22 protein-coding genes and 2 tRNA genes are annotated in these 22835 nt (G+C 72.9%); 13 read left to right on the top strand and 11 right to left on the bottom strand.

The window, feature by feature from the left end:
- Window positions 1–5: 5 nt before the first annotated feature.
- From ACZ4XD_RS31900 to ACZ4XD_RS31910, 3 genes are all read left to right on the top strand, one after another.
- Window positions 6–79: transfer RNA gene (locus ACZ4XD_RS31900), tRNA-Met, on the top strand.
- A gap of 228 nt (window positions 80–307) precedes the next feature.
- The gene (locus ACZ4XD_RS31905) at window positions 308–2158 is read left to right on the top strand and encodes a sel1 repeat family protein (protein WP_468047840.1); all 1851 of its coding nucleotides are present in this window, start codon (window positions 308–310) and stop codon (window positions 2156–2158) included.
- Window positions 2159–2272: 114 nt separating this feature from the next.
- Window positions 2273–2346: transfer RNA gene (locus tag ACZ4XD_RS31910), tRNA-Met, on the top strand.
- A gap of 49 nt (window positions 2347–2395) precedes the next feature.
- Here ACZ4XD_RS31910 and ACZ4XD_RS31915 read toward each other — a convergent pair.
- From ACZ4XD_RS31915 to ACZ4XD_RS31930, 4 genes are all read right to left on the bottom strand, one after another.
- Window positions 2396–3526, bottom strand: a complete 1131-nt coding sequence (locus tag ACZ4XD_RS31915) for an ABC transporter substrate-binding protein (protein WP_468047842.1) — start codon at window positions 3524–3526, stop codon at window positions 2396–2398.
- Window positions 3527–3570: 44 nt separating this feature from the next.
- Window positions 3571–4461, bottom strand: a complete 891-nt coding sequence (locus ACZ4XD_RS31920; RefSeq protein WP_468047844.1) for an ABC transporter permease — start codon at window positions 4459–4461, stop codon at window positions 3571–3573.
- On the bottom strand, window positions 4458–5309 hold the full coding sequence (locus ACZ4XD_RS31925; protein ID WP_468047847.1) for an ABC transporter ATP-binding protein: 852 nt from the start codon (window positions 5307–5309) through the stop codon (window positions 4458–4460). Before ACZ4XD_RS31925 ends, ACZ4XD_RS31920 begins: the two co-directional genes overlap by 4 nt.
- Before the next feature lie 300 nt (window positions 5310–5609).
- Window positions 5610–6029 (bottom strand): Fur family transcriptional regulator, encoded by a 420-nt coding sequence (locus ACZ4XD_RS31930; protein WP_423671777.1) that lies wholly within the window; start codon window positions 6027–6029, stop codon window positions 5610–5612.
- Window positions 6030–6190: 161 nt separating this feature from the next.
- On the opposite strand from ACZ4XD_RS31930, the gene ACZ4XD_RS31935 reads away from it, so the two are divergent.
- Window positions 6191–7654, top strand: a complete 1464-nt coding sequence (locus tag ACZ4XD_RS31935; RefSeq protein WP_468047850.1) for a catalase — start codon at window positions 6191–6193, stop codon at window positions 7652–7654.
- Window positions 7655–7845: 191 nt separating this feature from the next.
- Here the strand turns inward: ACZ4XD_RS31935 and ACZ4XD_RS31940 are convergent, their stop codons facing one another.
- Window positions 7846–8247 carry a CBS domain-containing protein gene (locus ACZ4XD_RS31940; protein WP_251085915.1) on the bottom strand — a complete coding sequence of 134 codons (402 nt, stop codon included), beginning with the start codon at window positions 8245–8247 and terminating at the stop codon, window positions 7846–7848.
- A 150-nt stretch (window positions 8248–8397) separates the two neighbouring features.
- Window positions 8398–9201 (bottom strand): histidinol-phosphatase, encoded by an 804-nt coding sequence (gene hisN, locus ACZ4XD_RS31945; RefSeq protein ID WP_468047852.1) that lies wholly within the window; start codon window positions 9199–9201, stop codon window positions 8398–8400.
- 165 nt (window positions 9202–9366) lie between these two features.
- Between hisN and ACZ4XD_RS31950 the strand changes: the two genes are divergently transcribed.
- On the top strand, window positions 9367–10095 hold the full coding sequence (locus tag ACZ4XD_RS31950) for a TetR/AcrR family transcriptional regulator (protein WP_468047854.1): 729 nt from the start codon (window positions 9367–9369) through the stop codon (window positions 10093–10095).
- A gap of 114 nt (window positions 10096–10209) precedes the next feature.
- Here ACZ4XD_RS31950 and ACZ4XD_RS31955 read toward each other — a convergent pair whose 3' ends face one another.
- From ACZ4XD_RS31955 to ACZ4XD_RS31970, 4 genes are all read right to left on the bottom strand, one after another.
- Entirely contained in the window at window positions 10210–10533 is a 324-nt protein-coding gene (locus ACZ4XD_RS31955) for a DMT family transporter (protein ID WP_468047915.1), read from the bottom strand.
- A gap of 195 nt (window positions 10534–10728) precedes the next feature.
- Complete coding sequence (gene rsgA, locus ACZ4XD_RS31960) at window positions 10729–11736, bottom strand: ribosome small subunit-dependent GTPase A (protein WP_468047856.1); 1008 nt, start codon at window positions 11734–11736, stop codon at window positions 10729–10731.
- A 13-nt stretch (window positions 11737–11749) separates the two neighbouring features.
- Window positions 11750–13123: a 3-phosphoshikimate 1-carboxyvinyltransferase gene (gene aroA, locus ACZ4XD_RS31965; protein WP_468047858.1), complete on the bottom strand. Its 1374-nt coding sequence runs from the start codon at window positions 13121–13123 to the stop codon at window positions 11750–11752.
- Window positions 13124–13288: 165 nt separating this feature from the next.
- Window positions 13289–14002: a M50 family metallopeptidase gene (locus ACZ4XD_RS31970; protein ID WP_468047860.1), complete on the bottom strand. Its 714-nt coding sequence runs from the start codon at window positions 14000–14002 to the stop codon at window positions 13289–13291.
- 35 nt (window positions 14003–14037) lie between these two features.
- Between ACZ4XD_RS31970 and ACZ4XD_RS31975 the strand changes: the two genes are divergently transcribed.
- Complete coding sequence (locus ACZ4XD_RS31975; RefSeq protein WP_468047862.1) at window positions 14038–14871, top strand: SOS response-associated peptidase; 834 nt, start codon at window positions 14038–14040, stop codon at window positions 14869–14871.
- Window positions 14872–14929: 58 nt separating this feature from the next.
- Entirely contained in the window at window positions 14930–15577 is a 648-nt protein-coding gene (locus ACZ4XD_RS31980) for an alpha/beta hydrolase family protein (protein WP_468047864.1), read from the top strand.
- 126 nt (window positions 15578–15703) lie between these two features.
- Here ACZ4XD_RS31980 and ACZ4XD_RS31985 read toward each other — a convergent pair whose 3' ends face one another.
- A complete protein-coding gene (locus ACZ4XD_RS31985; RefSeq protein WP_468047866.1) occupies window positions 15704–16291 on the bottom strand; it encodes a helix-turn-helix domain-containing protein in 588 nt (195 codons plus the stop codon).
- A 312-nt stretch (window positions 16292–16603) separates the two neighbouring features.
- On the opposite strand from ACZ4XD_RS31985, the gene ACZ4XD_RS31990 reads away from it, so the two are divergent.
- From ACZ4XD_RS31990 to def, 6 genes are all read left to right on the top strand, one after another.
- Complete coding sequence (locus ACZ4XD_RS31990) at window positions 16604–17299, top strand: sigma-70 family RNA polymerase sigma factor (protein WP_190142293.1); 696 nt, start codon at window positions 16604–16606, stop codon at window positions 17297–17299.
- Window positions 17296–17709 (top strand): mycothiol system anti-sigma-R factor, encoded by a 414-nt coding sequence (rsrA, locus tag ACZ4XD_RS31995; RefSeq protein ID WP_468047868.1) that lies wholly within the window; start codon window positions 17296–17298, stop codon window positions 17707–17709. The genes ACZ4XD_RS31990 and rsrA overlap by 4 nt, the downstream gene beginning before the upstream one ends.
- Window positions 17710–17890: 181 nt before the next feature.
- Window positions 17891–19315 carry an HD-GYP domain-containing protein gene (locus ACZ4XD_RS32000; RefSeq protein ID WP_468047870.1) on the top strand — a complete coding sequence of 475 codons (1425 nt, stop codon included), beginning with the start codon at window positions 17891–17893 and terminating at the stop codon, window positions 19313–19315.
- Entirely contained in the window at window positions 19312–20676 is a 1365-nt protein-coding gene (locus ACZ4XD_RS32005; protein WP_468047872.1) for an HD-GYP domain-containing protein, read from the top strand. Before ACZ4XD_RS32000 ends, ACZ4XD_RS32005 begins: the two co-directional genes overlap by 4 nt.
- A 431-nt stretch (window positions 20677–21107) precedes the next feature.
- Window positions 21108–22094, top strand: coding sequence for a tetratricopeptide repeat protein (locus ACZ4XD_RS32010; protein WP_018089486.1), 987 nt, complete (start codon window positions 21108–21110; stop codon window positions 22092–22094).
- Between the two features lie 68 nt (window positions 22095–22162).
- Complete coding sequence (gene def / locus ACZ4XD_RS32015) at window positions 22163–22807, top strand: peptide deformylase (protein ID WP_468047875.1); 645 nt, start codon at window positions 22163–22165, stop codon at window positions 22805–22807.
- The last annotated feature ends 28 nt before the right edge of the window (window positions 22808–22835 follow it).

Raw genomic sequence — 22835 nt, forward strand, 5'->3', positions numbered from 1 at the left:
AACGACGCGGGGTGGAGCAGCTCGGTAGCTCGCTGGGCTCATAACCCAGAGGTCGCAGGTTCAAATCCTGTCCCCGCTACTGAAAGACGAAGGCCTGGATCCTCAAGGATCCGGGCCTTCGTCATGTGTGCGGGTCGATCGTCATGTGTTCAGGTCGATCCCGGGCAAAGGCCGGGTCGTACAACCCATGTGGGGAAGCTGTGTGCTTGAGTTTGCCAAGTCGTCGTGTCGGGAAGTCGACAAACCGCTGAAGTGACCTCACTGGCTGCGGTATACCAGGTGTACGCGGGTTACAGGTGATGCGACGATGGGTCTTATGGGGGACAAGGCAAGGTTGTTGGAGACGGACCGGTTTGTGCATGCGCCCGATGACGGGCGCGAATCCGACCTGCAGATGGACGCGATGGAGGCCGCCGAGGCCGCCGAGGCGTCCGATGCCGTGACCGAGTCCGGCCACCGCCGGGCCGCCGAGGCGGGCGACACCGCCGCGATGAGCGCGCTCGGTGCGATGCTGCTGCGCCGCGGTGACCTCGACGGCGCCGAGCCGCATCTGCGCTCCGCTGCCGCCGCCGGGGACCGCGCCGCGGCCAATAACCTGGGCGTGCTGCTCCACCAGCGGGGCTACGGGGACGAGGCGGCCGGCTGGTGGCGGATCGCCGCCGTGGCCGGTTCCGCCGCCGCCGCGCACGCCCTCGGGCGCCACTACCGCGAGCGCGGCGACGAGCCGGCCGCCGAATACTGGCTGCGCCAGTCCGCCGAGTCCGGCCACTGCCTGGGCGCCTACGCCCTCGCCGACCTCCTGGAGCACCGCGGTGACATCGGTGCCGAGCGCTGGTTCCGTACGGCCGCCGAGCGTGGCCACCGCGAGGCCGCGTACCGCCTGGCCCGGCTCATCGAGGACGGGCGCGACGCGGACCACCGCACGGTCCCCGCGTACGGGGAGCTGAGGCAGCAGGAGGAGGCCGAGCAGTGGTACCGCCAGGCCGCCGCGCGCGGCCACCGGCGGGCCGCGCTCCAGCTGGGCGCGCTGCTGGAGGAGCGCGGTGACGTCCAGGAGGCGGGGCGCTGGTACTTGTCCGCCGCCAAGGACGGGGAGGCGCGCGCCGCCTGTGCGCTGGGCTTCCTGCTGCGCGACGCGGGCGACGAGGAGAGCGCCGCGGAATGGTGGCGGCGCGCCGCCCAGGACGGCGATGGCAACGCTGCCAATGCGCTCGGGGCGCTGCACGCCGACCGCGGTGAGCTGCAGACCGCCGAGCGCTGGTACCGCGTCGCTCTGGACGCCGGGGATGTCAACGGCGCCTACAACATCGGGCTGCTCTGCGCCGGGCAGGGCCGGGAGGGGCGCGGCGAGCAGTGGTACCGCCGGGCCGCCTACGCCGGGCACCGTGAGGCGGCCAACGCGCTGGCCATTCTGCTGCTTCAGCGCGGCGACGCCGCGGGGGCCGAGCCGTGGTTCTCCAAGGCTGCCGAGGCGGGCAGTGTGGACGCCGCGTTCAACCTCGGCATCCTCTTCGCCGGGCGGGGCGCGGAGCGTACGGCGCACACCTGGTACGAGCGGGCGGCCGCGGCCGGGCACACCGAGGCGGCGCTACAGGTCGCCATCGTGCAGCTGCGGGACGGTGAGCTCCAGGACGCGGAGCGGAATCTGCGCTGTGCGGCCGGTGGCGGCAGCGCCGAGGCGGCCTTCCGGCTCGCCGACCTCCTCGACCGCCAGGCGGCGGCCGCGGGCGAGGGGCTGGCGGACGGGGAGCGCGCGGCGGATGACGAGAGCGTGCAGTGGTACGAGCGGGCCGCGCGCCAGGGTCACCGTCGCGCCCAGGTCCGGGTTGGCATGTTCGCGGCGGCGCGCGGGGAGACCGTCGAGGCCGCTGAGTGGTACCGCGCGGCGGCCGAGGCCGGGAGCCGTAACGGCGCCTTCAACCTCGGGCTGTTGCTGGCCCGCGAGGGCAGCCTGCCGGAGGCCGCCCTGTGGTGGCAGCGCGCCGCCGAGGCCGGGCACGGCCGGGCGGCGCTCCGGCTGGCGCTGCTCGCCGCCCGGCGCGGGGCGCTCGCGGAGGCGCAGAGCTGGTGTGCGCACGCCGTGGAGCTGGGCCCGCCGGAGGTGGCGGAGCGTGCGGCGCGGCTGCGTACGGCGCTCCAGGAGGAGCTCAGCGCGTAGCGGGCGGCAGAGGTGTCCGGAAGCCCGGAACCCGGCGAACAGGCCGGGTCCCGGGCCCTCCGGAAGGAATTTGCGCTGGTCGTCGGGCCGGGGTTAAAGTGTGGAACACAACGACGCGGGGTGGAGCAGCTCGGTAGCTCGCTGGGCTCATAACCCAGAGGTCGCAGGTTCAAATCCTGTCCCCGCTACTGAAAGACGAAGGCCCGGATTCTCCGAGAATCCGGGCCTTCGTCGTACTCATCTCCGCAGCCGGTGGCCGACCGCCTCCGCGTACAGACTGCGGTCGACGAGCCGGTTCTCCGGCAGCGGTGCTCCTTTGGTGACGCCGGCGTCGCGGTAGGCCCTCTGGAGCCGGTCCGTGGTGCCCTTTCTGATCTCCCAGTCCATCCGGAGCGAGGGCACCGAGGTGAGGATCTTCGCGTCGACGTCCAGCAGCTTCGCCAGCTCGGCGACGAAGGCCCGGTCGGCCTTGTAGTCGCCGGCGAAGTAGGTGTTGACCGTGCGGAGGTAGGCGCGCAGGAAGGCGACACCGGCGTCCGGGTCCCGCTGGAGCAGCGCCGGGCCGTAGAGGGCGCCGCCGAGGGGTTCGCCCCGGGGCTGGCCGCCGAGGAAGGCGTATTTCCCGTCGCCGTCGACCCGCCGCCAGACCGGGTCGAGCAGCCAGGCGGAGTCCACCCCGCCGCCGGTCAGGGCGGTCAGGACGTCGGCGGAGCCGAGCTGCTGGAAGGCGGCCGAGTCCAGGCGGGCGCCGTGGCCGGCGAAGGTCCTGGCCATCGGGTACATGATCACGGAGCCTTTTCCGATCATGGTGCCCAGCTTCGTCCCCTCCAGGGAGGCCGAAGAGGCGCGCTCCCCGCTCTTGAGGCGCACCCACAGGCCGCTCCGGGACTTCGGGGCGGGGGAGAAGTTGCCGGCCACCCAGCGGAGGTCGAAGCCGCCGTGGACGCCGTTGACGACGGCGGCCTCGGGGGCGGCCCAGAGGGCGTCCAGTTCGCCCTTGGCCAGCAGCGGCAGCGCCTCCGGGGTGGGCAGTACCTTCAGCCGGACATCCAGGCCCTCCTTCTTGAACTCGCCCCTGGAGAGGGCCAGCCGCAGCGGGGCCACGTACTCGGCGTTGAGGGTGCCGGTGGCGACGGTGAGCGTCCGGCGTTTCGTGAGCGGGCGCGGGGCGGGCGCGCCCTTGGCGCAGCGGGCCGGGGCGCGGTCCGGGGCGAGGTCGGCGGGGTCGGTCCAGGCGGCCGGGCCGCAGCCCGCGACGGGCTTGATGGTGCGCGGCCGGGCGGCGGAGGGGTGGCCGTCGGGGGCGGCGCAGCCGGCGGCGAGGGCGAGTGCGGTGATCAGCGCGGCTGTGGTGGTGCGGATGCGCATGGGACCTCCGTACGGGGCGGCGTTCGGTCGGACGGGGTGCGGGATCAGCTCCGGGGGCGGCCGCGGTCACGGGGTGCCCAGGGGGTGAGGAAGCGCCCGGCCAGCCGTACGAGCTCGGAGAAGAGCACACCGAGGACGGCCACGCAGACGATGCCGACGAACATCACGTCGTTCTGGAACAGGGCGCGGGAGTCGAAGATCAGATGCCCGAGGCCGTCGGTGGCGGCGATCTGTTCCGAGGCGACGATGACCAGGACGGCCACGCCCGCGGCGATCCGGGCGCCCACGAGGACGGCGGGCAGCGAGGCGGGCAGCAGGACGTGCCGGAACATCTGCCAGGGGCCCGCGCCGAAGACCTGGCCTGCCTCGCGGTGGCCGGAGGGGATGGCCAGTACTGCCGCCATGGTCGAGATCCAGACGAAGAAGAAGACGGTGGTGGCGACGAGGGCGACCTGCGGGCCCTCGCCGAGCCCGAACATGTTGAGGAAGACCGGCAGCAGGGCCAGCTTGGGAACCACGTACAGGGCGTCCAGGAGGGGTTCGAGGGCGGCCCGTACGAGTGACAGCGAGCCCATCAGCAGGCCCAGGAGATAGCCGGTGACGGTCCCGGCGGCATAGCCGGCCAGCACGCGCCGGAGGGTGGCTCCCATGTCCGGCCACAGTTCGCCGGCCAGGGCGCGGTCCCAGCCGTCGGCCAGGATCGTCGTGGGCGCGGGGTAGATGCGGGCGTCGAGCCAGGTCCGGTCGGCGGCCAGCTGCCACAGCAGCACGAGCAGCAGCGGTACGGCGGCGGCCAGCGAGATCTCCAGGGTGCGCCGACGGCGGTAGGTGCGCCCGGGGCGCAGTTCCCGGGGGCCGGGGCGGCGGACGAGGAGGCGGTCGGCCGCGGCGGGCCGGTCGTCCTCGTGGCCGGGCCGGGGGAGGGCGGCGGTCATACGGAGACGGCCCCCTCGGTGGTCCGGTGCGCGGGGCCGCCCCGGTCGACCTCGTCCCGCAGCAGCTGCCACAACTCCGCCTTGAGGGCGGTGAATTCGGGGGTGGTACGGACCTCGCCGGTGTGGGGGCGGCCGAACGGCGGGCGGCGTTCGGCGATGATCCGGCCGGGGCGGGCGGACATGACCAGCACCCGGTCGCCGAGTACCAGGGCTTCTTCGAGGCTGTGGGTGATGAAGAGGGTGGTGGTGCCGGTGGTCTGGGTGAGGTCGAGCAGTTCGTCCTGGAGGACGGTGCGCAGCTGGGCGTCGAGGGCCGCGAACGGCTCGTCCATCAGCAGGATTCCGGGGTCCACGGCGAGGGCGCGGGCCAGGGCGACGCGCTGGCGCATCCCGCCGGAGAGCGTGGCCGGGTAGGCGCCGGCGAAGTCGGCGAGCCCCATACGGGTGAGCCAGGAGCGGGCCCGTTCGTCGGCCTCCTTACGGGGGACGCGCTGGAGGTCGAGGCCGAAGCGGACATTGCCCAGCACCGTCTTCCAGTCGTAGATGCCGTAGTCCTGGAAGATCATCGCGGCCGGGCGGTCGGCGCTCACCCGGAGTTCCAGTTCGCCGGCGCTGGGGCGCAGCAGCCCGGCGGCGATGCGCAGCAGGGTCGACTTCCCGCAGCCGGAGGGGCCGACGACACAGACGCATTCGCCCGGCGCGATCTCGGCGTCGACGGGGCCGAGGGCGGCCAGCGCCTTGCGGCCGCGGCCGAAGGAGCGGGCCAGGGCGCGGGCGCGCAGGGCGGGTGGGGTGGCGGGGCCGGCGGCCGGTCGGTGCGTCGCGGAGGAAGGGGGCGGCTCTCCCACGGGGTGCTCCTTGCGGAGTGCGGACAGGGTGCCGCCGTGGTGCGCGGCCCGGGGCCGGTGGGGCCCGGTGGCCGGAAAGCGCGGCCCGCCGACGATATGACGGTGCGTCAGATTCGGGCAAGGGGCTTGCGGGCAGGGTTGTGCGGTGTGGGGAGGCGGGGAGGGGTGACGGTGAGGGCGCGGGCGACGGATCGGCCGGGCATGCGAAGGAGCCCACGGCCGGGTGGGCGTGGGCTCGCTGGGGCCTATGAGGTGATCGGGTGCGGGAGCGGCCCGGACGGGGGCCGGCTTGCGCGGGCGTCAGGACGGGGCGCTGCAGGTGGGGCAGATGCCCCGGTAGGTCACGGTGACCTCGGATACCTGGAAGCCGTAGCGCTCCGGCTCGGGCAGGGCGGACAGCGGGTCGCCCTGGAGGTGGACGTCCCGGATCGTGCCGCACTGCGAGCAGACCAGGTGCTGGTGGTCGTGGTGGGCGTTGGGGTCGTAGCGCTTGGCCCGGCCGTCGGTGCTCACTTCGAGCACCTCGCCGAGCGACACCAGCTCGCCCAGGGTGTTGTAGACCGTCGCGCGGGAGATCTCGGGCAGCCGGGACGACGCCAGCGCGTGCACTTCGTCAGCGGTGTAGTGGACGTGGTCCCCGTCGAGGACCTCGGCGACGACGCGTCGCTGCGCGGTCAGCCGCCAGCCGCGTCCCCGGAGCCGTTCAAGCAGGTCACTCATGCCATTCACCTATCAGTCAGATAGACCCAGCGTAGCAGTGGGGGATCCATCACCGGATCGTGTACGAGTTTCACATCCTTCTTGACTTAGACATTGTCCAATGTAGGATCGTGACCGGCGCAAGCCAAGGGCAGGTGGAGAAGACTTTTCAGGAGGCGCACGTGTCGGTAGAGAGCACCACTGGACCGCTGACCACGGAGTCCGGGGCCCCGGTCGGGGACAACCAGAACAGTGAGACGGCGGGCATCGGCGGACCCGGCCTCATCCAGGACCAGCTCCTGATCGAGAAGCTCGCGCACTTCAACCGGGAGCGCATCCCGGAGCGCATCGTGCACGCCCGCGGCGCCGGTGCGTACGGCACCTTCACGGTCACCGCGGACGTGACCAAGTACACCCGCGCCGCGTTCCTCTCCGAGGTCGGTAAGCAGACCGAGACGTTCCTGCGCTTCTCCACGGTCGCGGGCAACCTCGGCTCCGCCGACGCGGTGCGTGACCCGCGCGGCTTCGCGCTGAAGTTCTACACCGAAGAGGGCAACTACGACCTCGTCGGCAACAACACCCCGGTGTTCTTCATCAAGGACGCCATCAAGTTCCCGGACTTCATCCACACCCAGAAGCGCGACCCGTACACCGGCTCGCAGGAGGCGGACAACGTCTGGGACTTCTGGGGCCTGTCGCCCGAGTCCACCCACCAGGTCACCTGGCTGTTCGGCGACCGCGGCATCCCCGCCTCCTACCGCCACATGAACGGCTACGGCTCGCACACCTTCCAGTGGAACAACGAGGCCGGCGAGGTCTTCTGGGTCAAGTACCACTTCAAGACCGACCAGGGCATCAAGAACCTCACGACCTCCGAGGCCGCGGAGACCTCCGGCCTCGACCCGGACAGCCACCAGCGCGATCTGCGGGAGTCCATCGAGCGCGGCGACTTCCCGAGCTGGACCGTCCAGGTGCAGATCATGCCCGCGGCCGAGGCGGCCGACTACCGCTTCAACCCCTTCGACCTGACCAAGGTCTGGCCGCACGAGGACTACCCGCCCATCGAGATCGGCAAGCTGGAGCTCAACCGCAACCCGCAGAACATCTTCGCCGAGGTCGAGCAGTCGATCTTCTCCCCGCACCACTTCGTGCCGGGTATCGGCCCGTCCCCCGACAAGATGCTCCAGGGCCGTCTCTTCGCGTACGGCGACGCGCACCGCTACCGCGTCGGCATCAACGCCGACCACCTGCCGGTGAACCGCCCGCACGCCACCGAGGCGCGCAGCCACGGCCGGGACGGTGTGCTCTACGACGGCCGTCACGCCGGGCGGAAGAACTACGAGCCCAACAGCTTCGGCGGCCCGGTCGAGACCGGCCGTCCGCTGTGGCAGCCGGCCGCCGTGACCGGCCCCACCGGCGAGCATGTCGCGCCCTCGCACGCGGAGGACGACGACTTCGTCCAGGCCGGCACCCTCTACCGCCTGATGGCGGAGGACGAGAAGGAGCGCCTGATCGACAACCTGGCGGGCTTCATCGCCCAGGTCTCCCGCGATGACATCGCCCAGCGGGCGATCGAGAACTTCCGCAAGGCGGACGCGGACTACGGCAAGCGACTGGAAGCCGCGGTCCAGGCCCTGCGCGGCTGAACGGGCGCCCTGTGCGGCTAAACCTCCCCCACGCTTAAGGCGCGGGGGGACCCCCATCGCTTTCGCGGAGGTGGTTGCGCGCCGTGGGGGTTGCTCAATTGTCGCTGCCGTAAATAAGCGAAGAGGCCGGATGCCATGGGGCTTCGGCCTCTTCGTGTTGCGGCTCCGGGGGGGGCGGAGCTGTGTGTGCGTCAGGCGGGTACGGGGCGGGCCCGTTCCGTGGTGGTCGACCAGCAGCGGATGATGTCGCGTACGGAGACCACGCCGACCGGTTCCTGGTCGTTGAGCACGATCAGATGGCGGAAGCCGCCGCGCACCATGGCGTCCGCGGCATCGTCCAGGGTCCAGTCCGGAGCGGCGAAGACCACGTCCGGGGTGGTGTGGGTCTGGGCGGTCTCCCGGTCGGGGTTCTCGCCCGCGCCGAGGGAGTTGAGGATGTCGCGCTCGGTGAGGATGCCGATGCCGCAGGTGTCGTTGTCGAGGACCACGGCCGCGCCGATACGGCGGGCCGCCATCAGCTGCGCCGCCTGGCGGAGGGTGTGAGCGGGCCCGATGGTGAGGACCACCGTGCTCATGGCGTCTTTGACGTGCATGGGCATGGAGTGGAGCCACCTCCTTGGTGAATGTGCTTGCGAAGGGATTCACAAGTTCACAAAGTGGGGGATTCTCATGTTCACATGCCTCCGCCGATGCAACAAGGGGCAACTGCTGGACGGTTGTCCTAATGCGCGCCCCGCCGCAGGTCAGTGCGGGGAGTCGCCGAGATAACCCAGCAGATCCTCGTGCAGCAGACCGTTCGAGGCCGCCGCGTTGCCGCTGTGCGGGCCCGGCTTGCCGTCCAGGCCGGTGAACTGTCCGCCGGCCTCCTTCACCACCACCGCACAGGCCGCCATGTCCCACAGCGACAGCTCCGGCTCCGCGCAGATGTCCACCGAACCCTCGGCGATCATCATGTACGGCCAGAAGTCCCCGTAGCCCCGGGTGCGCCAGCAGTCCCGGCTCAGATCGAGGAAGCCGGCCAGCTTGCCGCGCTCCTCCCAGCCGGTCAGTGACGAGTACGCGAACGAGGCGTCCTGGATGCGGCCGACCTGGGAGACCCGGAGACGGGTCGCGGAGGTCAGGCTGCGGCCGGTGAAGGCGCCCAGGCCGTCGGCGGCCCACCAGCGGCGGTTGAGTGCCGGTGCCGAGACGATGCCGACCACCGGGCGGTCACCGCCCTCCCCGCGCTCCATCAGCGCGATCAGCGTCGCCCAGACCGGCACCCCGCGGACATAGTTCTTCGTGCCGTCGATCGGGTCGATGATCCAGCGGCGCGGCCCCGCGCCCTCGCTGCCGAATTCCTCGCCGAGCACCGCGTCCCGTGGCCGGGCCCGCTGGAGCTGGCTGCGGATCAGCTCTTCGGCGGCCTTGTCCGCCTCACTCACCGGTGTCATGTCCGGTTTGGTCTCGACCTTGAGGTCGAGGGCCTTGAAGCGCTCCATGGTGGCGGCGTCCGCGGCGTCCGCGAGAACATGGCCGAGGCGAAGATCATCGTGATAGTCGGGCATGTGCGAACAGTATCCATTGGTATACGCCGGAGCCACACGACCATGCGCCGCCCGGCGTGTGGCGGCCCGCCCGCCGCTGCCGCGACGGCCCTTGACAGCATCTGGCGGTGCGTCAATTCTGTGCGCACACCGGCTACCCGGGGCCGGCGGCCGGGGAGGCGACGGATGCCCGCAGCGCGTGAATCCTTGCTGGACGCCGCCTACACGGCGCTGACGGAACGGGCCTGGACGGCCGTGCGGATGGTCGATGTCGCGGCCGCGGCCGGGGTGTCCCGGCAGACGCTCTACAACGAGTTCGGCAGCAAGGAGGGGCTGGCCCGCGCCCTCGTCCGCCGGGAGACCGACAACTACCTCGCCGGGGTCGCGCGGGCGCTGTCCCAGGGCTCCCCGGCCGCCGGCGCCAGGCGCGACGCGGCGGGCCGGGTGGCGGCCGCGGCCGCCTGGACACTGCGGACCGCGCGCGCCAACCCGCTGGTCAGGGCCGTACTGACCGGGTGCTGGAGCGACCGGCTGCCGGCCCCCGCGGGCGCCGGTGCCGCGCCGCCGCACTCCAGCCGGCCCGGCATCCCCGCCCAGCGGACCGCGCCGCCGGGCGACGGGCCGCTGCCGGGGCCCGCCGAACTCGTCGGCCGCTTCTGCGACCAGGCGGTCGCGGCGCTGGAACCGGACTGGCCCGAGGAGGCGCTGCCCGCTCTGTGCACCGCCTGCGAGACCGCGGCGCGGCTGACCCTGGCCTGTGTGGTCGCTCCCGTGGCGCCGGGGGCGGCGCCGCCCGCGGAGCGCGTACCGGCCCGGCGGTCGCGCCGGGAGCTGGAGACGGAGGTGGTGTCCCGGCTCGTACGGGGCGCCTTCGCCCGGATGCCGGGCGATGTGCGGCCGGGGGAGCACTGCTGACGAGGCGTCAGCTTCGCGGCGGGAGGGGAACCAGGAGCAGGGCGGCGGATGACGGGCGGGCGGGGACCAGGGCGGCGGACGGCGCCGGGCGAGGGCTGCGGGCGGGGTGCCGGTTCAGTGGGCGGACCCCGACAGCTGGAGTCCGACCACCCCGGCGATCACCATCGTGATGGAGACGATCTTCAGGGTGGAGACCACATCGCCGAGGAAGACCATGCCGTAGATCGCCGTACCGGCCGCACCGATACCCGTCCACACCGCATACGCCGGGCCGACGTCGAGCCGGCGCAGCGCCAGCGTCAGCAGACCGAAACTGCCGAGCGCGAAGGCCGCGAACGCGATGGTCGGGAACAGCCGGGTGAAGCCGTGCGTCAGCTTGAGGCTGACCGCGAAGCCGGTCTCCAGGATCCCCGCCACCACGACCAGCAGCCACGCCATCGCCATGTCCCATTGCCTCCGTCAGCCAGGGCCTGTCCGGCGGACCGACCCAGCGCCTGTCTCAGGTGAGCGACGACGGGGCGTCAGAATCACTCCCTATGGCCCCGTCCGGGCGATCAGGGCGCGATGGACCGCTGCGCCGACCTTGGTGTGATTATGCCTTTACCTCACACGGGCGGCGGCAAACTTCGGCGATCAGTCGCCCTCGCGTCGCTCACGGGTGGCCAGGAGGCGGCGCAGGGAGTAGAGGCGGGCCGGATCGGCGTGGCCGTCGCTGACCCACTCGTCCAGCGCGCAGTCCGGTTCGTCATGGCTACAGGCCCGCGGGCAGTCCGCGGTGCCCGGCTCCAGATCCGGGAAGGCGTGGATGACCCGGGACGGGTCGACGTGATGCAGCCCGAAGGACCGGACGCCGGGGGTGTCGATGACCCAGCCCGAGTCGTCGGGCAGCGGCAGCGCCAGCGCGGAGGTGGTGGTGTGCCGCCCGCGGCCGGTGACCGCGTTGACATGCCCGGTGGCCCGGCGGCGCTCCGGGACCAGGGCGTTGACCAGGGTCGTCTTGCCCACTCCGGAGTGTCCGACGAACGCCGTCATACGGCCCGCGAGGCTGGCCCTGATCCGCTCGGCGGCGCTGCCGTCGGCGAGTTCGTCGCGATTGGTGACGACGTAGGGGACGCCGAGCGCGCCGTAGGACTCCAGCAGGGTGTCCGCGGACGCCAGATCGGATTTGGTCAGCACCAGCAGCGGGTCGAGGCCCGCGTCGTAGGCGGCGACCAGACAGCGGTCGATGAGCCGGGGGCGCGGCTCGGGGTCGGCGAGCGCGGTGACGATCGCGAGCTGGTCGGCGTTGGCGACCACGACCCGCTCGAACGGGTCGTCATCGTCGGCCGTACGGCGCAGCGTCGAGGAGCGCGGCTCGACCCGGACGATCCGGGCGAGGGTGTCCTTGGTGCCGCTCAGATCGCCCACGACGGCGACCCGGTCGCCGACCACCGCGCTCTTGCGGCCCAGCTCACGGGCCTTCATCGCGGTGACCGTACGGCCCTCGATGAGGCAGGTCAGCCGGCCCCGGTCGACGGTCAGGACCAGGCCCTCGCCCGCGTCCTCGTGCTTGGGGCGGCGGTTGGTGCGGGGGCGGTTGCCCTTGGGGTTGGGGCGGACGCGGATGTCGTCCTCGTCGGGGTTCTTTCCGTAGCGGCGCATGGCGGCGTCAGCCTCAGCCTCTCCGGGCCGGCACGGCCGCCGGGTCGAGCATGTCCGTCCACATCGCCGGGAAGTCCGGGAGTGTCTTGGCGGTGGTGGCGACGTTCTCCACTTGCACACCGTCGACGGCCAGGCCGATGACCGCAGCGGCGGTGGCCAGCCGGTGGTCCTCGTAGGTGTGGAAGACCCCGCCGTGCAGGGGGCGCGGGCGGATGTGCAGACCGTCCGCGGTCTCGGTGACATCGCCGCCGAGCTCGTTGAGCTCCTTGGTGAGGGCGGCCAGCCGGTCGGTCTCGTGCAGCCGGAGGTGCGCCACCCCGCGCAGCGTGGAGGGGGAGTCGGCCAGCGCGGCGACCGCGGCGATGCCGGGGGTCAGCTCGCCGACCTCGCTCAGGTCGACGTCGATGCCGTGGATCCGGCCGCTGCCGGTGAAGGTCAGCCCCCGGTCGGTCAGCTCGCACGAACCGCCCATGGTGGTGAAGATCTCGCGCAGCGCGTCACCGGGCTGCGTGGTGTGCTCGGGCCAGTCCGGGATGGTGACCCGGCCGCCGGTGACCAGCGCCGCGGCGAGGAACGGCTGGGCGTTCGACAGATCCGGCTCGACGACCAGATCACGGCCCAGCAGCGCGCCCGGGGTGACCCGCCAGACGTTGGGCTCGCCGCCCGCCTCCGGGGTGTCCACCTGCGCGCCGACGCTGCGCAGCATGTCGACGGTCATCCGGATGTGCGGCATGGAGGGCAGCGCCGCGCCCACGTGCCGGACCTCGACGCCCTGGTTGAAGCGCGGTGCGGACAGCAGCAGCGCGCTGACGAACTGGGAGGACGAGGACGCGTCGATCTCGACCCGGCCGCCGTCCAGGCCGCCGCTGCCGAAGACCGTCATGGGCAGCGCCCCGCGGTTGTCGTCGTCGATCCGGGCCCCCAGGGCGCGCAGCGCGTCGATCACACCGCCGAGCGGACGCTCGTAGGAGCGCGGGTCGCCGTCGAAACGGATCGGGCCGTCGGCGAGCGCGGCGACCGGCGGCAGGAAGCGCATGACCGTTCCGGCATTGCCGACGTCGATGGTGGCCGGGCCGTGCAGGCCCGCCGGGATCACCCGCCAGGCCTCCCCGCCACCGGGCTGCCCGGCGCCCTCCGTGGAACCGGTCGAGCTGGAGGAAGCGGTCTCCTCGATGCCGACGCCCAGGGTGCGCAGGGCCTCGGCCATCAGGAGCGTGTCACGGGAGCGCAGCGGCCGGCGCAGCCAGCCGGGCTCGGCGGAGAGGGCGGCCAGGACCAGGCCGCGATTGGTGACCGATTTGGAGCCGGGCACGGTGACGGTGGCATCGACGGCCCCGGAGGCGAGGGGGGCGGGCCACAGGGCGGGATGTGTGGGGCTCTCGGTCATGCCCTTACTTTAATGGCTGGGCAAGGGTGCCGATCTTGATCAAAAGCGCCGCAACCCCTGTGAAACACGGCACGGGCAGTGCGCTCACGTGCCGGAACCGCGTCGCCGGCGGAACCACCGGCCGGGGCGGCGGCGGAACCGGCCCCCGGCGCGGGGCGGTTGACGTCAGAGACCGAGCAGCCAGCGCCCGCCGCCGATCAGCGAGCACAGCGTCACCACGTGGAAGAGGCCGAGCCAGATGGCCGCCGGGACATGGGTCAGCCGCGCCAACTGGTCCGGGTCGGAGTCCACGGCCCCGCCCCGGCGCCGCTTCCCCTGGAGCTCGAACGGCGGCCGCACCCCGCCCAGCAGGAGGAACCACACCACCACATACGCGAACGCCGCCTGCACATCCGGCGTCGTCAGCCAGGAGACCAGCACGAACGCGGCGCCGGTGAGCACGACCGTGAGCACGCCGTAGGCGTTCCTGATCATGATCAGCATCGCCAGGAGCAGCATGGTGGCGCCCCACAGCAGCGCCGTGATGTGCCCCGCGGCGAGGAGCGCGGCGCCCGCCAGACCGAGCAGCGACGGCGCGATGTAGCCGGCCGCGGCGGTCAGCACCATGCCCAGACCGGTCGGCTTGCCCCGCGAGACGGTCAGCCCCGAGGTGTCGGAGTGCAGCCGGATGCCGTCCAGGCGGCGGCCGGTGAGCAGCGCGATCAGCCCGTGCCCGCCCTCGTGCGCGATGGTGACGGCGTTGCGCGCCAGCCGCCAGGCGGTGCGCGGGACGACGGCGCCGAGCGCGAGCACCGCCGTGGCGATGACCAGCCAGAGCGAGGGATCGGGCTGGGTCCCGAACACGCGGCTCCATATGTCCGTGAGGTGGTCGGTGTCCATGTCTCCCCTTCGTGTGGCATGGCAGTGTGGCACGCATGTGCGGTAGGTATGCAGCGAGTCGTCGCCCCGAGGAGCTGGTGGGACTCTTCGGTGTTCAGCGGTGGGAGCCGGCGGAGACCCTCGCGCCCAGTTGGAACGTGGCCCCGACGGACCCGGTGCACGCGGTGCTCGAACGTCCCCTCAAGGGCGCGGCGGCCGGGGACTTCCCACCGGGCGGTCCGGCGCGCCAGCTGCGGGCGCTGAAGTGGGGCCTGGTCCCCTCGTGGTCGAAATCACCCGAGGGCGCCGCGAAGATGATCAATGCCCGGGCCGAGACGGTGCACGAGAAGCCGTCCTTCCGGCAGGCCTTCGCGACCCGTCGCTGCCTGCTGCCCGGAGACGGGTATTTCGAGTGGGTCACCGACGCCGCGGAACGGCAGCTGGAGGAGCAGGGCAAGAAGAAGCGGCCCCGTAAGCAGCCGTATTTCGTGACGCCCGCGGACGGCTCCGTGATGGCGATGGCCGGGCTGTACGAGTTCTGGCGGGACCGGACGCTGCCCGGCGATCACCCGCTGGCCTGGTGGGTGACCTGCACCGTGGTCACCACGGAGGCCGAGACCACACCGCTGACCGGGGCGGACGGGGGCGACGGGCCGCAGTCGCTGGCCGAGATCCACCCCCGGATGCCGCTGGTGCTGACCCCGGACCGCTGGGACGCCTGGCTCGACCCGGCCCGTACCGACCCGGACGAGGTGCGCGCACTGCTGACGCCGCCGCCGGCCGGGCTGATGCGTGCCCATCCCGTGCCGACCGGGGTCAGCAACGTCCGCAACAACGGTCCCGAGCTGGTCACCGAGCTCGACGGACCCGAGGTCGGCACGCTGTTCTGAGCCGCCGCACCGGCCCGCCGCGCTGCCCTTCCCGCCGCGGCGCGGGCAGGATGGGCGTATGAGCACTGGGGCGAGGGAGACCGAGACGGTCGCGACACCGGCGGGCGATGCCCGGATCACCTGGTATCGCACGGTGGAGCCGGCGCGGGCCGTGGTGGCGCTGAGTCATGGCGCCGGCGGCGGCATCGAGGCGCGTGACCTCCAGGCGCTGGCGGCCGCGCTGCCGGCCCGTGGCTACTGCGTGGCGCTGGTCGAGCAGCCGTGGCGGGTGGCGGGCAAGAAAGTGGCGCCCGCGCCGAAGACCCTGGACACCGGCTGGACCGCGCTGTGGCCGGCGCTGGCGAAGCCGGGGCTGCCGGTGGTCGCCGGTGGCCGGAGCGCCGGGGCTCGGGTGGCCTGCCGTACGGCGCGTGAGCTGGGGGCCCGGGCCGTAGTGGCGCTGAGCTTCCCGCTGCATCCACCGGGCCGGCCCGAGAAGTCCCGGGCCGACGAGCTGACCGGTGCCGGGGTGCCGACGCTGGTCGTCCAGGGCGGCCGGGACCCGTTCGGCCGGCCGGAGGAGTTCCCGCCGGGGACGGAGCTCGCCGAGGTGGCTCACGGTGATCACGGCTTCGCGGTACCGAAGAAGGCAGGCGTCGGGGAGGCGGAGTCGATGGCCGTGATCACGGACGCGGTGGCGGGCTGGCTGGACGGGGTGTTCGGCTGACGGTCCGGCTGCCGGGGCGGCGCGGGCGGTTCGGGTGGCTGCCGGGCCGGTACGTGCCGTAGCGGCGGGCCCCGGCGGCCCGGCGGCCGGGGCGGGCGGCTCCCCGGCCCGCGGGTTCGGCCCGGTTCACCCGTCCTGTCCGCGCGGCCGGGCCCGGACATGCATCCGCTCGCCCTGTCTGCCGAAGAGGCTCAGCAGCTCCACCGGCTCGTCGCCCGCCGGGCCGAACCAGTGCGGCAGCCGGGTGTCGAACTCCGCCGCCTCCCCGGCCCGCAGCTCCACATCGCGGTCGGCGAGCAGCAGCCGCAGCCGCCCGGAGAGCACGTACAGCCACTCGTAGCCCTCGTGTGTGCGCTGCTCACGCGGACCGTCGACCGGATCGAGGATCAGCTTGAACGCCTGCAGCGCGCCCGGCTGCCGGGTCAGCGGGATCACGGTCCTGTCCCCGAGCCGCATCGGGGCCGCCCGCACCCGGGGATCGCCGACCTCCGGCGCCCCCACCAGCTCGTCCAGCGGCACCTGATGGGCCTGCGCCAGCGGCAGCAGCAGTTCGAGGGTGGCCTTGCGGCCGCCGGACTCCAGGCGCGACAGGGTGCTCACCGAGATGCCGGTCGCCTCGGAGAGCGCGGTCAGCGTCACCCCGCGCTCCTGGCGCATCCGCCGCAGCCGCGGGCCCACCTCGGCGAGTACCCGCTCGTATGCCTGATCGTTCACCCTTCTATTGCCGAAGCGGCAAGCGCATTTGTCAACCCATTGTCCGTCCGAAGTCTTGACAGCGGACCGGGAATGCCGCGGCGATCACGGCTGTTGTGCCAGGCGTAGTGCTCGAGTACGTCCGGTGAACGACGAGGAATGGGAGTCCGCCGCATGGGAATCGCTTGCCCGGCCCGCCCGGCCGCCGATCTGCCGTGGTCGCAGATGCAGGTCACGCAGCCCGCCCTGGCTGGAGCGGCGGCGGCACCGGATCGTCGTCTATTCTCCGAATCGGGTGGGTCCGCATCCGGATCCAGGACGGTGTTGGAGGAGGTGGGTCCGGTCACCGGTACCGACGCAGGGACCGACGGCACGGCTGAGGAGCAGGTCCAGGAGAGCGCCGCCGAGCGCAATGCGCGCTTCGAGCGGGACGCGCTCACCTTCCTGGACCAGATGTACTCCGCCGCGCTGCGCATGACGCGCAACCCGGCCGACGCGGAGGACCTGGTGCAGGAGATGTACGCGAAGGCGTATGCGTCCTTCCACCAGTTCCGGGAGGGCACCAACCTCAAGGCGTGGCTCTACCGCATCCTCACCAACACCTTCATCAACTCCTACCGCAAGAAGCAGCGTGAGCCGCAGCGCAGTGCCGCCGAGGAGATCGAGGACTGGCAACTGGCGCGCGCCGAGTCGCATATGTCGACCGGGCTGCGTTCCGCCGAGTCGCAGGCGCTCGACCACCTCCCCGACTCGGACGTGAAGGCCGCACTCCAGGCGATCCCCGAGGAATTCCGTATCGCGGTCTACCTGGCGGACGTGGAGGGCTTTGCGTACAAGGAGATCGCGGACATCATGGGGACACCCATCGGCACGGTGATGTCCCGTCTGCACCGCGGCCGGCGCCAACTGCGCGGCATGCTGGAGGATTACGCCCGTGAGCGCGGGCTGGTCCCGGCGGGGGCGGCGGCCGGTGACCCGCAGGCCGCGCAGACGTCGGACGCGCACGACCGGAAAGGCTCGGGATCATGAGCTGCGGAGAGCCGCACGAGAAGGACTGCTCAGAGGTCCTTGACCACCTCTACGAGTACCTCGACCGGGAGATGCCCGCCGGGGAGTGCGCAGACTTCCAGGTGCATCTCGACGAGTGCTCGCCGTGCCTGGAGAAGTACGGCCTGGAGCAGGCCGTCAAGAAGCTCGTCAAGCGCTGCTGCGGCCATGACGACGTCCCCAGCGATCTGCGCTCCAAGGTCATGGGCCGGATCGAGCTCATCCGGGCCGGGGAGACCGTCCCCGAGGTGAGCGTGCTCGAACAGGCCAAGAAGGAACAGGCCGAGCGCGCGCGGGAGGACGCCGCGGCGTCCGCGGCGGAGGAGGGGACCGGTCCGGCCGACGCGACCGGCTCCACCGATGCACGTACCGGGGCCGCACGGGCCGAATAACGCGGCACATCACCCCAAGGGGTGAGGGGCGGGGCCCTCGTCCCGCCCGATCCGCTGAACCGCCTTCCCCGGCGCCTTCGCCCCTCTATTCTCACCGACCCGAGCGCACTGTGGATGCAGCGCGCCAGGGCCCCGGCTCCCTACGAGCCCGGGGGAGCGGTGGGCAGGGCGAGGAGGCGCGATGCGAGGACTTCCGGCGGCCGCACGAGGGTATATCGGCTGCGCCGCGCCGGCCGCGGCGCTGTGTGCCGCCCCCGCTGTGGGCCTCGGCCCCGGCGCCCCCTGGAGCAGCGCCCTCGCCCTGGCCATCCTGTACGGGCTCTGCGAACAGCTGCGCCGCTGCCGGGCAGGCCGGGCCCCGTACGCCCCCGACTCCGGGGCCCCGGGCGGCTTTCCGACCGGATGGGCCGGCCCCGTTTTGCTCGCCGGGGTCTTTCTGCTGCCGCCGTCGCTGGCCGCGCTGGCCGCGGTCCCCGGCGCGGTGCTCGCACCGGCCGAGCCGCGCTTCGCCGCCGCCCGCCGGCTCTGGCACGCCGCCGAGCTGGCGCTGGCCTGCTGGGCGGCCGCCCAGGTGTTCCGGGTCCTCGGCCACCAGCCGCTGTCCGCACCGCAGTTCCCCGTGGTGCTGCTGCCGGCCGTGGCGGCCGCGGCCACCTTCTGCGGGGTGCTCGCCGTGCTCGACGGCGGGGTGCTGGCCGCCGCCGAGCGGCACCCCCTCCGCACCGCCTGGCGCGGGCTGCTGACCCGTTCCCTGGCGCCGCATCTGGTGCACGGCCTGGCCGGGCTGATGATGGCGGTCCTGTGGTGCAGCTCGTACGGACCGCCGGCGGCGCTGCTGGTGCTGCTGCCGATGTACCTCTCCTGCTGGGCCTTCGACCGGTATCACCGCGAACGCGCCGCCCACCGGGCCACCATCCGCGCCCTCGTCCAGGCCGTGGACATCAAGGACCGCTACACCCGCGGGCACAGCGAGCGGGTCGGCCGCGCCTCGGTGATGATCGCCCGGGAGCTGGGCCTGGCGGAGGACCGCATGGAAGCGCTGCGGTTCGCCGGCATCCTGCACGACGTCGGCAAACTCGGCGTCCCCACCCGGCTGTTGCGCAAGGACGGGCCGCTGACGCCCCAGGAGCGCCGGGTGATCGAGCTGCACCCCGAGTACGGACACGAGATCGTGCGCGGCATCGGCTTCCTGGAGGAGGCGCGGGCGGCGATCCTGCACCACCACGAGCGGCTGGACGGCAGCGGCTACCCCTACGGGCTGAGGGGGCATCAGATTCCGGAGGTGGCACGGGTGGTGGCGGTCGCCGACGCCTTCGACGCGATGACCTCGACCCGTTCCTACCGCCGGGCCCGGCCGGTGCCGGTGGCCGTCGCGGAGCTGCGCAAGTGCGCCGGTGCGCAGTTCGATCCGCGGATGGTCCGCGCGCTGGTGGCCTCGCTCGACCGCTACGGCTGGCATCCGGACCTGGTGACGGCGGCTCCGGAGCCCGGCGCGGGGCGGCCCGAGCGGGAAGACGCCCCGCCGCGGGACGCCGGGGGCGGGGAGCCCGTACCGGTGCCACCCGTGCCGTTGCCCGAACGGGCGGGGCGGGACGGTGGGAAGTGAGCGGCGTCGCGGAGGAGCCCCGGCGCGACCGGGCGGCCGGGCACCGTGCGGCACCGGCTCAAGCGCCCGGCGCCCCGCGCACCGCGGAGCCGGGCACCTGCGGCGGCCGCGCCGTGATCGCCGCGGTCTACGTCCCGGCCGCCGCGCTCGCGTGCTGGTCGCTGGGCCGGACGCTGTGGGACGGGCTCGCCGAGCCGGGGATCGCGCTGGCCTTCGGGGTGCTGATCACGGTGGGTGAGTTGGTGGGGCAGGGGCCCGCCCCGGCGGCCGGGGGCGCACGGGTGCCCGGGGCGCGCGAGGGCGCACCGCTCGGCGCGGCCGGCGCCCTCGCCTACGCCCTGCTCGGCGAGGCCGGCGGACGGCCGACGACCCATGGCGTCCACCAGATCGTGGCCGTGGTCCTGGCGGCCGGTCTGGTCGGCCTCGTCCCGCGGCTCGCACGCGGCGAGGGACCGGCGCTCGACCCCCTGGCGCGCCGGGTACTGACCACCGGCTTCGCCGCCACCTGCTTCCAGCCGCTCTACAACACCGGGACGCTGGGCTCCTGGGTGGCCTCCGGGCCGGTCTACCCGGTCTTCCTGATCGCGCTGCTGGCGCTGACCGCGCTGTGCGACGCGGTCCTGGTGGCCGCGCTCGCCCGGGCCCGCACCGGCTGGCCGTACGGGCCGCTGCTGCGCGACGAGTTGCGCGCACTGCTCGGCATCGGCTCCGCGGTCTGCGCCACCGGGGTGGTGATCTCGCTGGCCACCGCGGTCGCCGGGCTGTGGGCGCTGCCGGTGTTCTGTCTGCCGCTGCTGCTGACCCAGTTCGCCTTCCGCCGGTTCGCGGCCGTCCGCGCCACCTACCGCCAGACCATCGCCTCGCTGGCCCGCTCCACCGAGATCGCCGGCTACACCCCGCACGGCCATGCCCGCCGGGTGGCCGCGCTCAGCCGTGCCGTGGGCCGTGAACTCGGCCTGAACGCACCGGATCTGGATGTGCTCGAACATGCCGCGCTGATGCATGACATCGGCCAGCTCTCCCTGCTGGACCCGGTGCCGGACGGCGCGACCGCGCCGCTGCCGCCCGCCGAACAGCGCCGGATCGCGCTGCTGGGCGGCGCCGTGGTCCGGCAGACCGGCGTCCCCGCCGAGGTCGCGGTGATCGTCGAGCGGCAGGCCGATCCGTATCGCGAGCAGCCGGTCACGGCACGTATCGTCCGCACCGTCAACGCCTACGACGATCTGTCGGGGGAGTCCGCGGGGCCGGGTGACCGGCTGCGCGCCCTGGAGCGGCTGCGGCTGTCCACTGCGCGGGACCACGAGCCCCGGGTCGTCGAGGCGCTGGCCCGGGTCCTGGCCTGCGGCGGCCGGGCCGGGTGAGACGAGCGAGGGGCCCGGCGCGGGATTGTCCCCTCAGGGGAGGCGCCCCCGGCCACCAGCCGAGACCCTACCGACCGCGTATGTCCCGACAATGCCGTAAATACCACCCTGACCGACGCCCGGCGCCCCCCTGCCGACGCCCCATCCGCCCCAGCCGCCACACCCTGCCGTGAGGCCGTCGCCGGGCCCCGGAGGTCGTGGAACCCATGGGTAATGAGCGCCCTCCGAGATGGGCATGGTTGGATGCGAAGGGAGCCCCTCTCAGGGGGTTCAGGGGGTCGGCGAAGGGCAAGGAGCCGCAGGGGGACCGGCAAACCGGGCTGAGCCCGGCGGCAATCTGTGGCAGGTTGTCGAGTGGGCCCCCGGAAGGCCCCGGACGCCGCTCGGGACCCCACCTCAGCGGCATCAAGAGCAACCAGCAGGCGGGAATCGTGAGGATCTTCGGCAAGGTACGGCACCGGCCCTCCGCCTCGTGGCGGCAGGCGACCGACCGCGCTTTCACGCTGATCGGCGACGGCCGTTACGAGGACGCGGGAGCACTGCTGACCCGCGCCGCGGACATGGAGCCGTGGCTCTCGGAGTCCTGGTTCAATCTGGCCCTGCTGCACAAGTTCCGGCACGACTGGGAGCAGGCCCGGGCCGCCGGACTGCGCGCCGTCGCGCTGCTGGACCGCGAGACCGGGGCGCCCGACTGGTGGAACGTCGGCATCGCCGCCACCGCCCTCCAGGACTGGCCGCTGGCCCGCCGCGCCTGGCAGGCGTACGGCCTCAAGGTCCCCGGCGGGGGTTCCCCGTCCGGCGAACCGCTCGGTATGGCCCTGGGCAGCGCCGCGGTCCGGCTCTCCCCGGAGGGCGAGGCCGAGGTCGTCTGGGGCCGCCGGCTGGACCCGGCCCGTATCGAGGTGCTGTCCATCCCGCTGCCGTCCTCCGGGCGGCGCTGGGGCGAGGTGGTGCTGCACGACGGCGTCCCGCACGGCGAGCGGACCACCGCAGCGGGCCCCTCGTACCCGGTCTTCGACGAGATCGAGCTGTGGGCGCCCTCTCCGGTCCCCACCTGGGTGGTGCTCCTGGAGGCCGCCACGGAGGCCGACCGGGACGCCCTGGAGCGGCTGGCGGCCGACGCGGGCTTCGCGGCCGAGGACTGGTCGTCCTCGGTGCGGCTGCTGTGCCGTACGTGCTCGGAGAGCCGGATGCCCAGCGACGAGGGCGAGGGCGAGCATCTCGACCCGCACGATCACAGTGAGCCCGGCCACCCCGGCCCGCTCGGCCACCGCACCGCGGGCTCCGGCTCGCTGTGGGTGCCGGAGCGCGAATGCGGTATCGCGGCGCCGTCCGCGCTGGTCCGGGGCCTGCTGGACGGCTGGGTCGCGGACAGCCCGGACACCCGGGAGTGGCGCGATCTTGAAGAGGTCTGCTGAGGGCCCGGTCGCGCCCCCGTAGGCTGTAGGGCGACTATTCAGGGTTTTCAGGAAGGCGTACGGCGGAGATGGCCCAGCAGCCTGTGTTTGATCAAGACGGTGACCAGCGCGTGGACGAGGAGTTCATCGACGACGTCACCGGCGCCGGGGAGCGGGAGGCCGCCCACCGTGAGCGCGGCACCTCGCGACCGATCACGGTCGTCGGCAATCCGGTGCTCCACAAGGAGTGCAAGGACGTCACGGCGTTCGACGAGGAGCTCGGCCGGCTCATCGACGACATGTTCGCCAGCCAGCGCACCGCCGAGGGCGTGGGCCTGGCCGCCAACCAGATCGGTGTGGACCTGAAGGTCTTCGTCTACGACTGCCTGGACGACGAGGGCGTCCGGCACGTCGGGGCGGTCTGCAACCCGGTGCTGGACGAGCTGCCCGCCGAGCGCCGGATCCTGGACGACTCCAACGAGGGCTGCCTGTCCGTGCCCGGTGCCTACGCCGAGCTGCCCCGCCCCGACTACGCCGTGGTGCGCGGTCAGGACGCCAAGGGCGAGCCGGTCGCGATCCGGGGCACCGGCTACTTCGCGCGCTGCCTCCAGCACGAGACCGATCACCTCTACGGCTACCTCTACATCGACCGGCTCAGCAAGCGGGACCGCAAGGACGCGCTGAAGCAGATGGCCGAGCGGGAGCCCCGCTACCCCGTCGTCGCCAACGACTGAGACGAACGGGCGCCCGGCTGCCGGCCGG

The organism is Streptomyces sp. NPDC029466, from assembly GCF_055574515.1.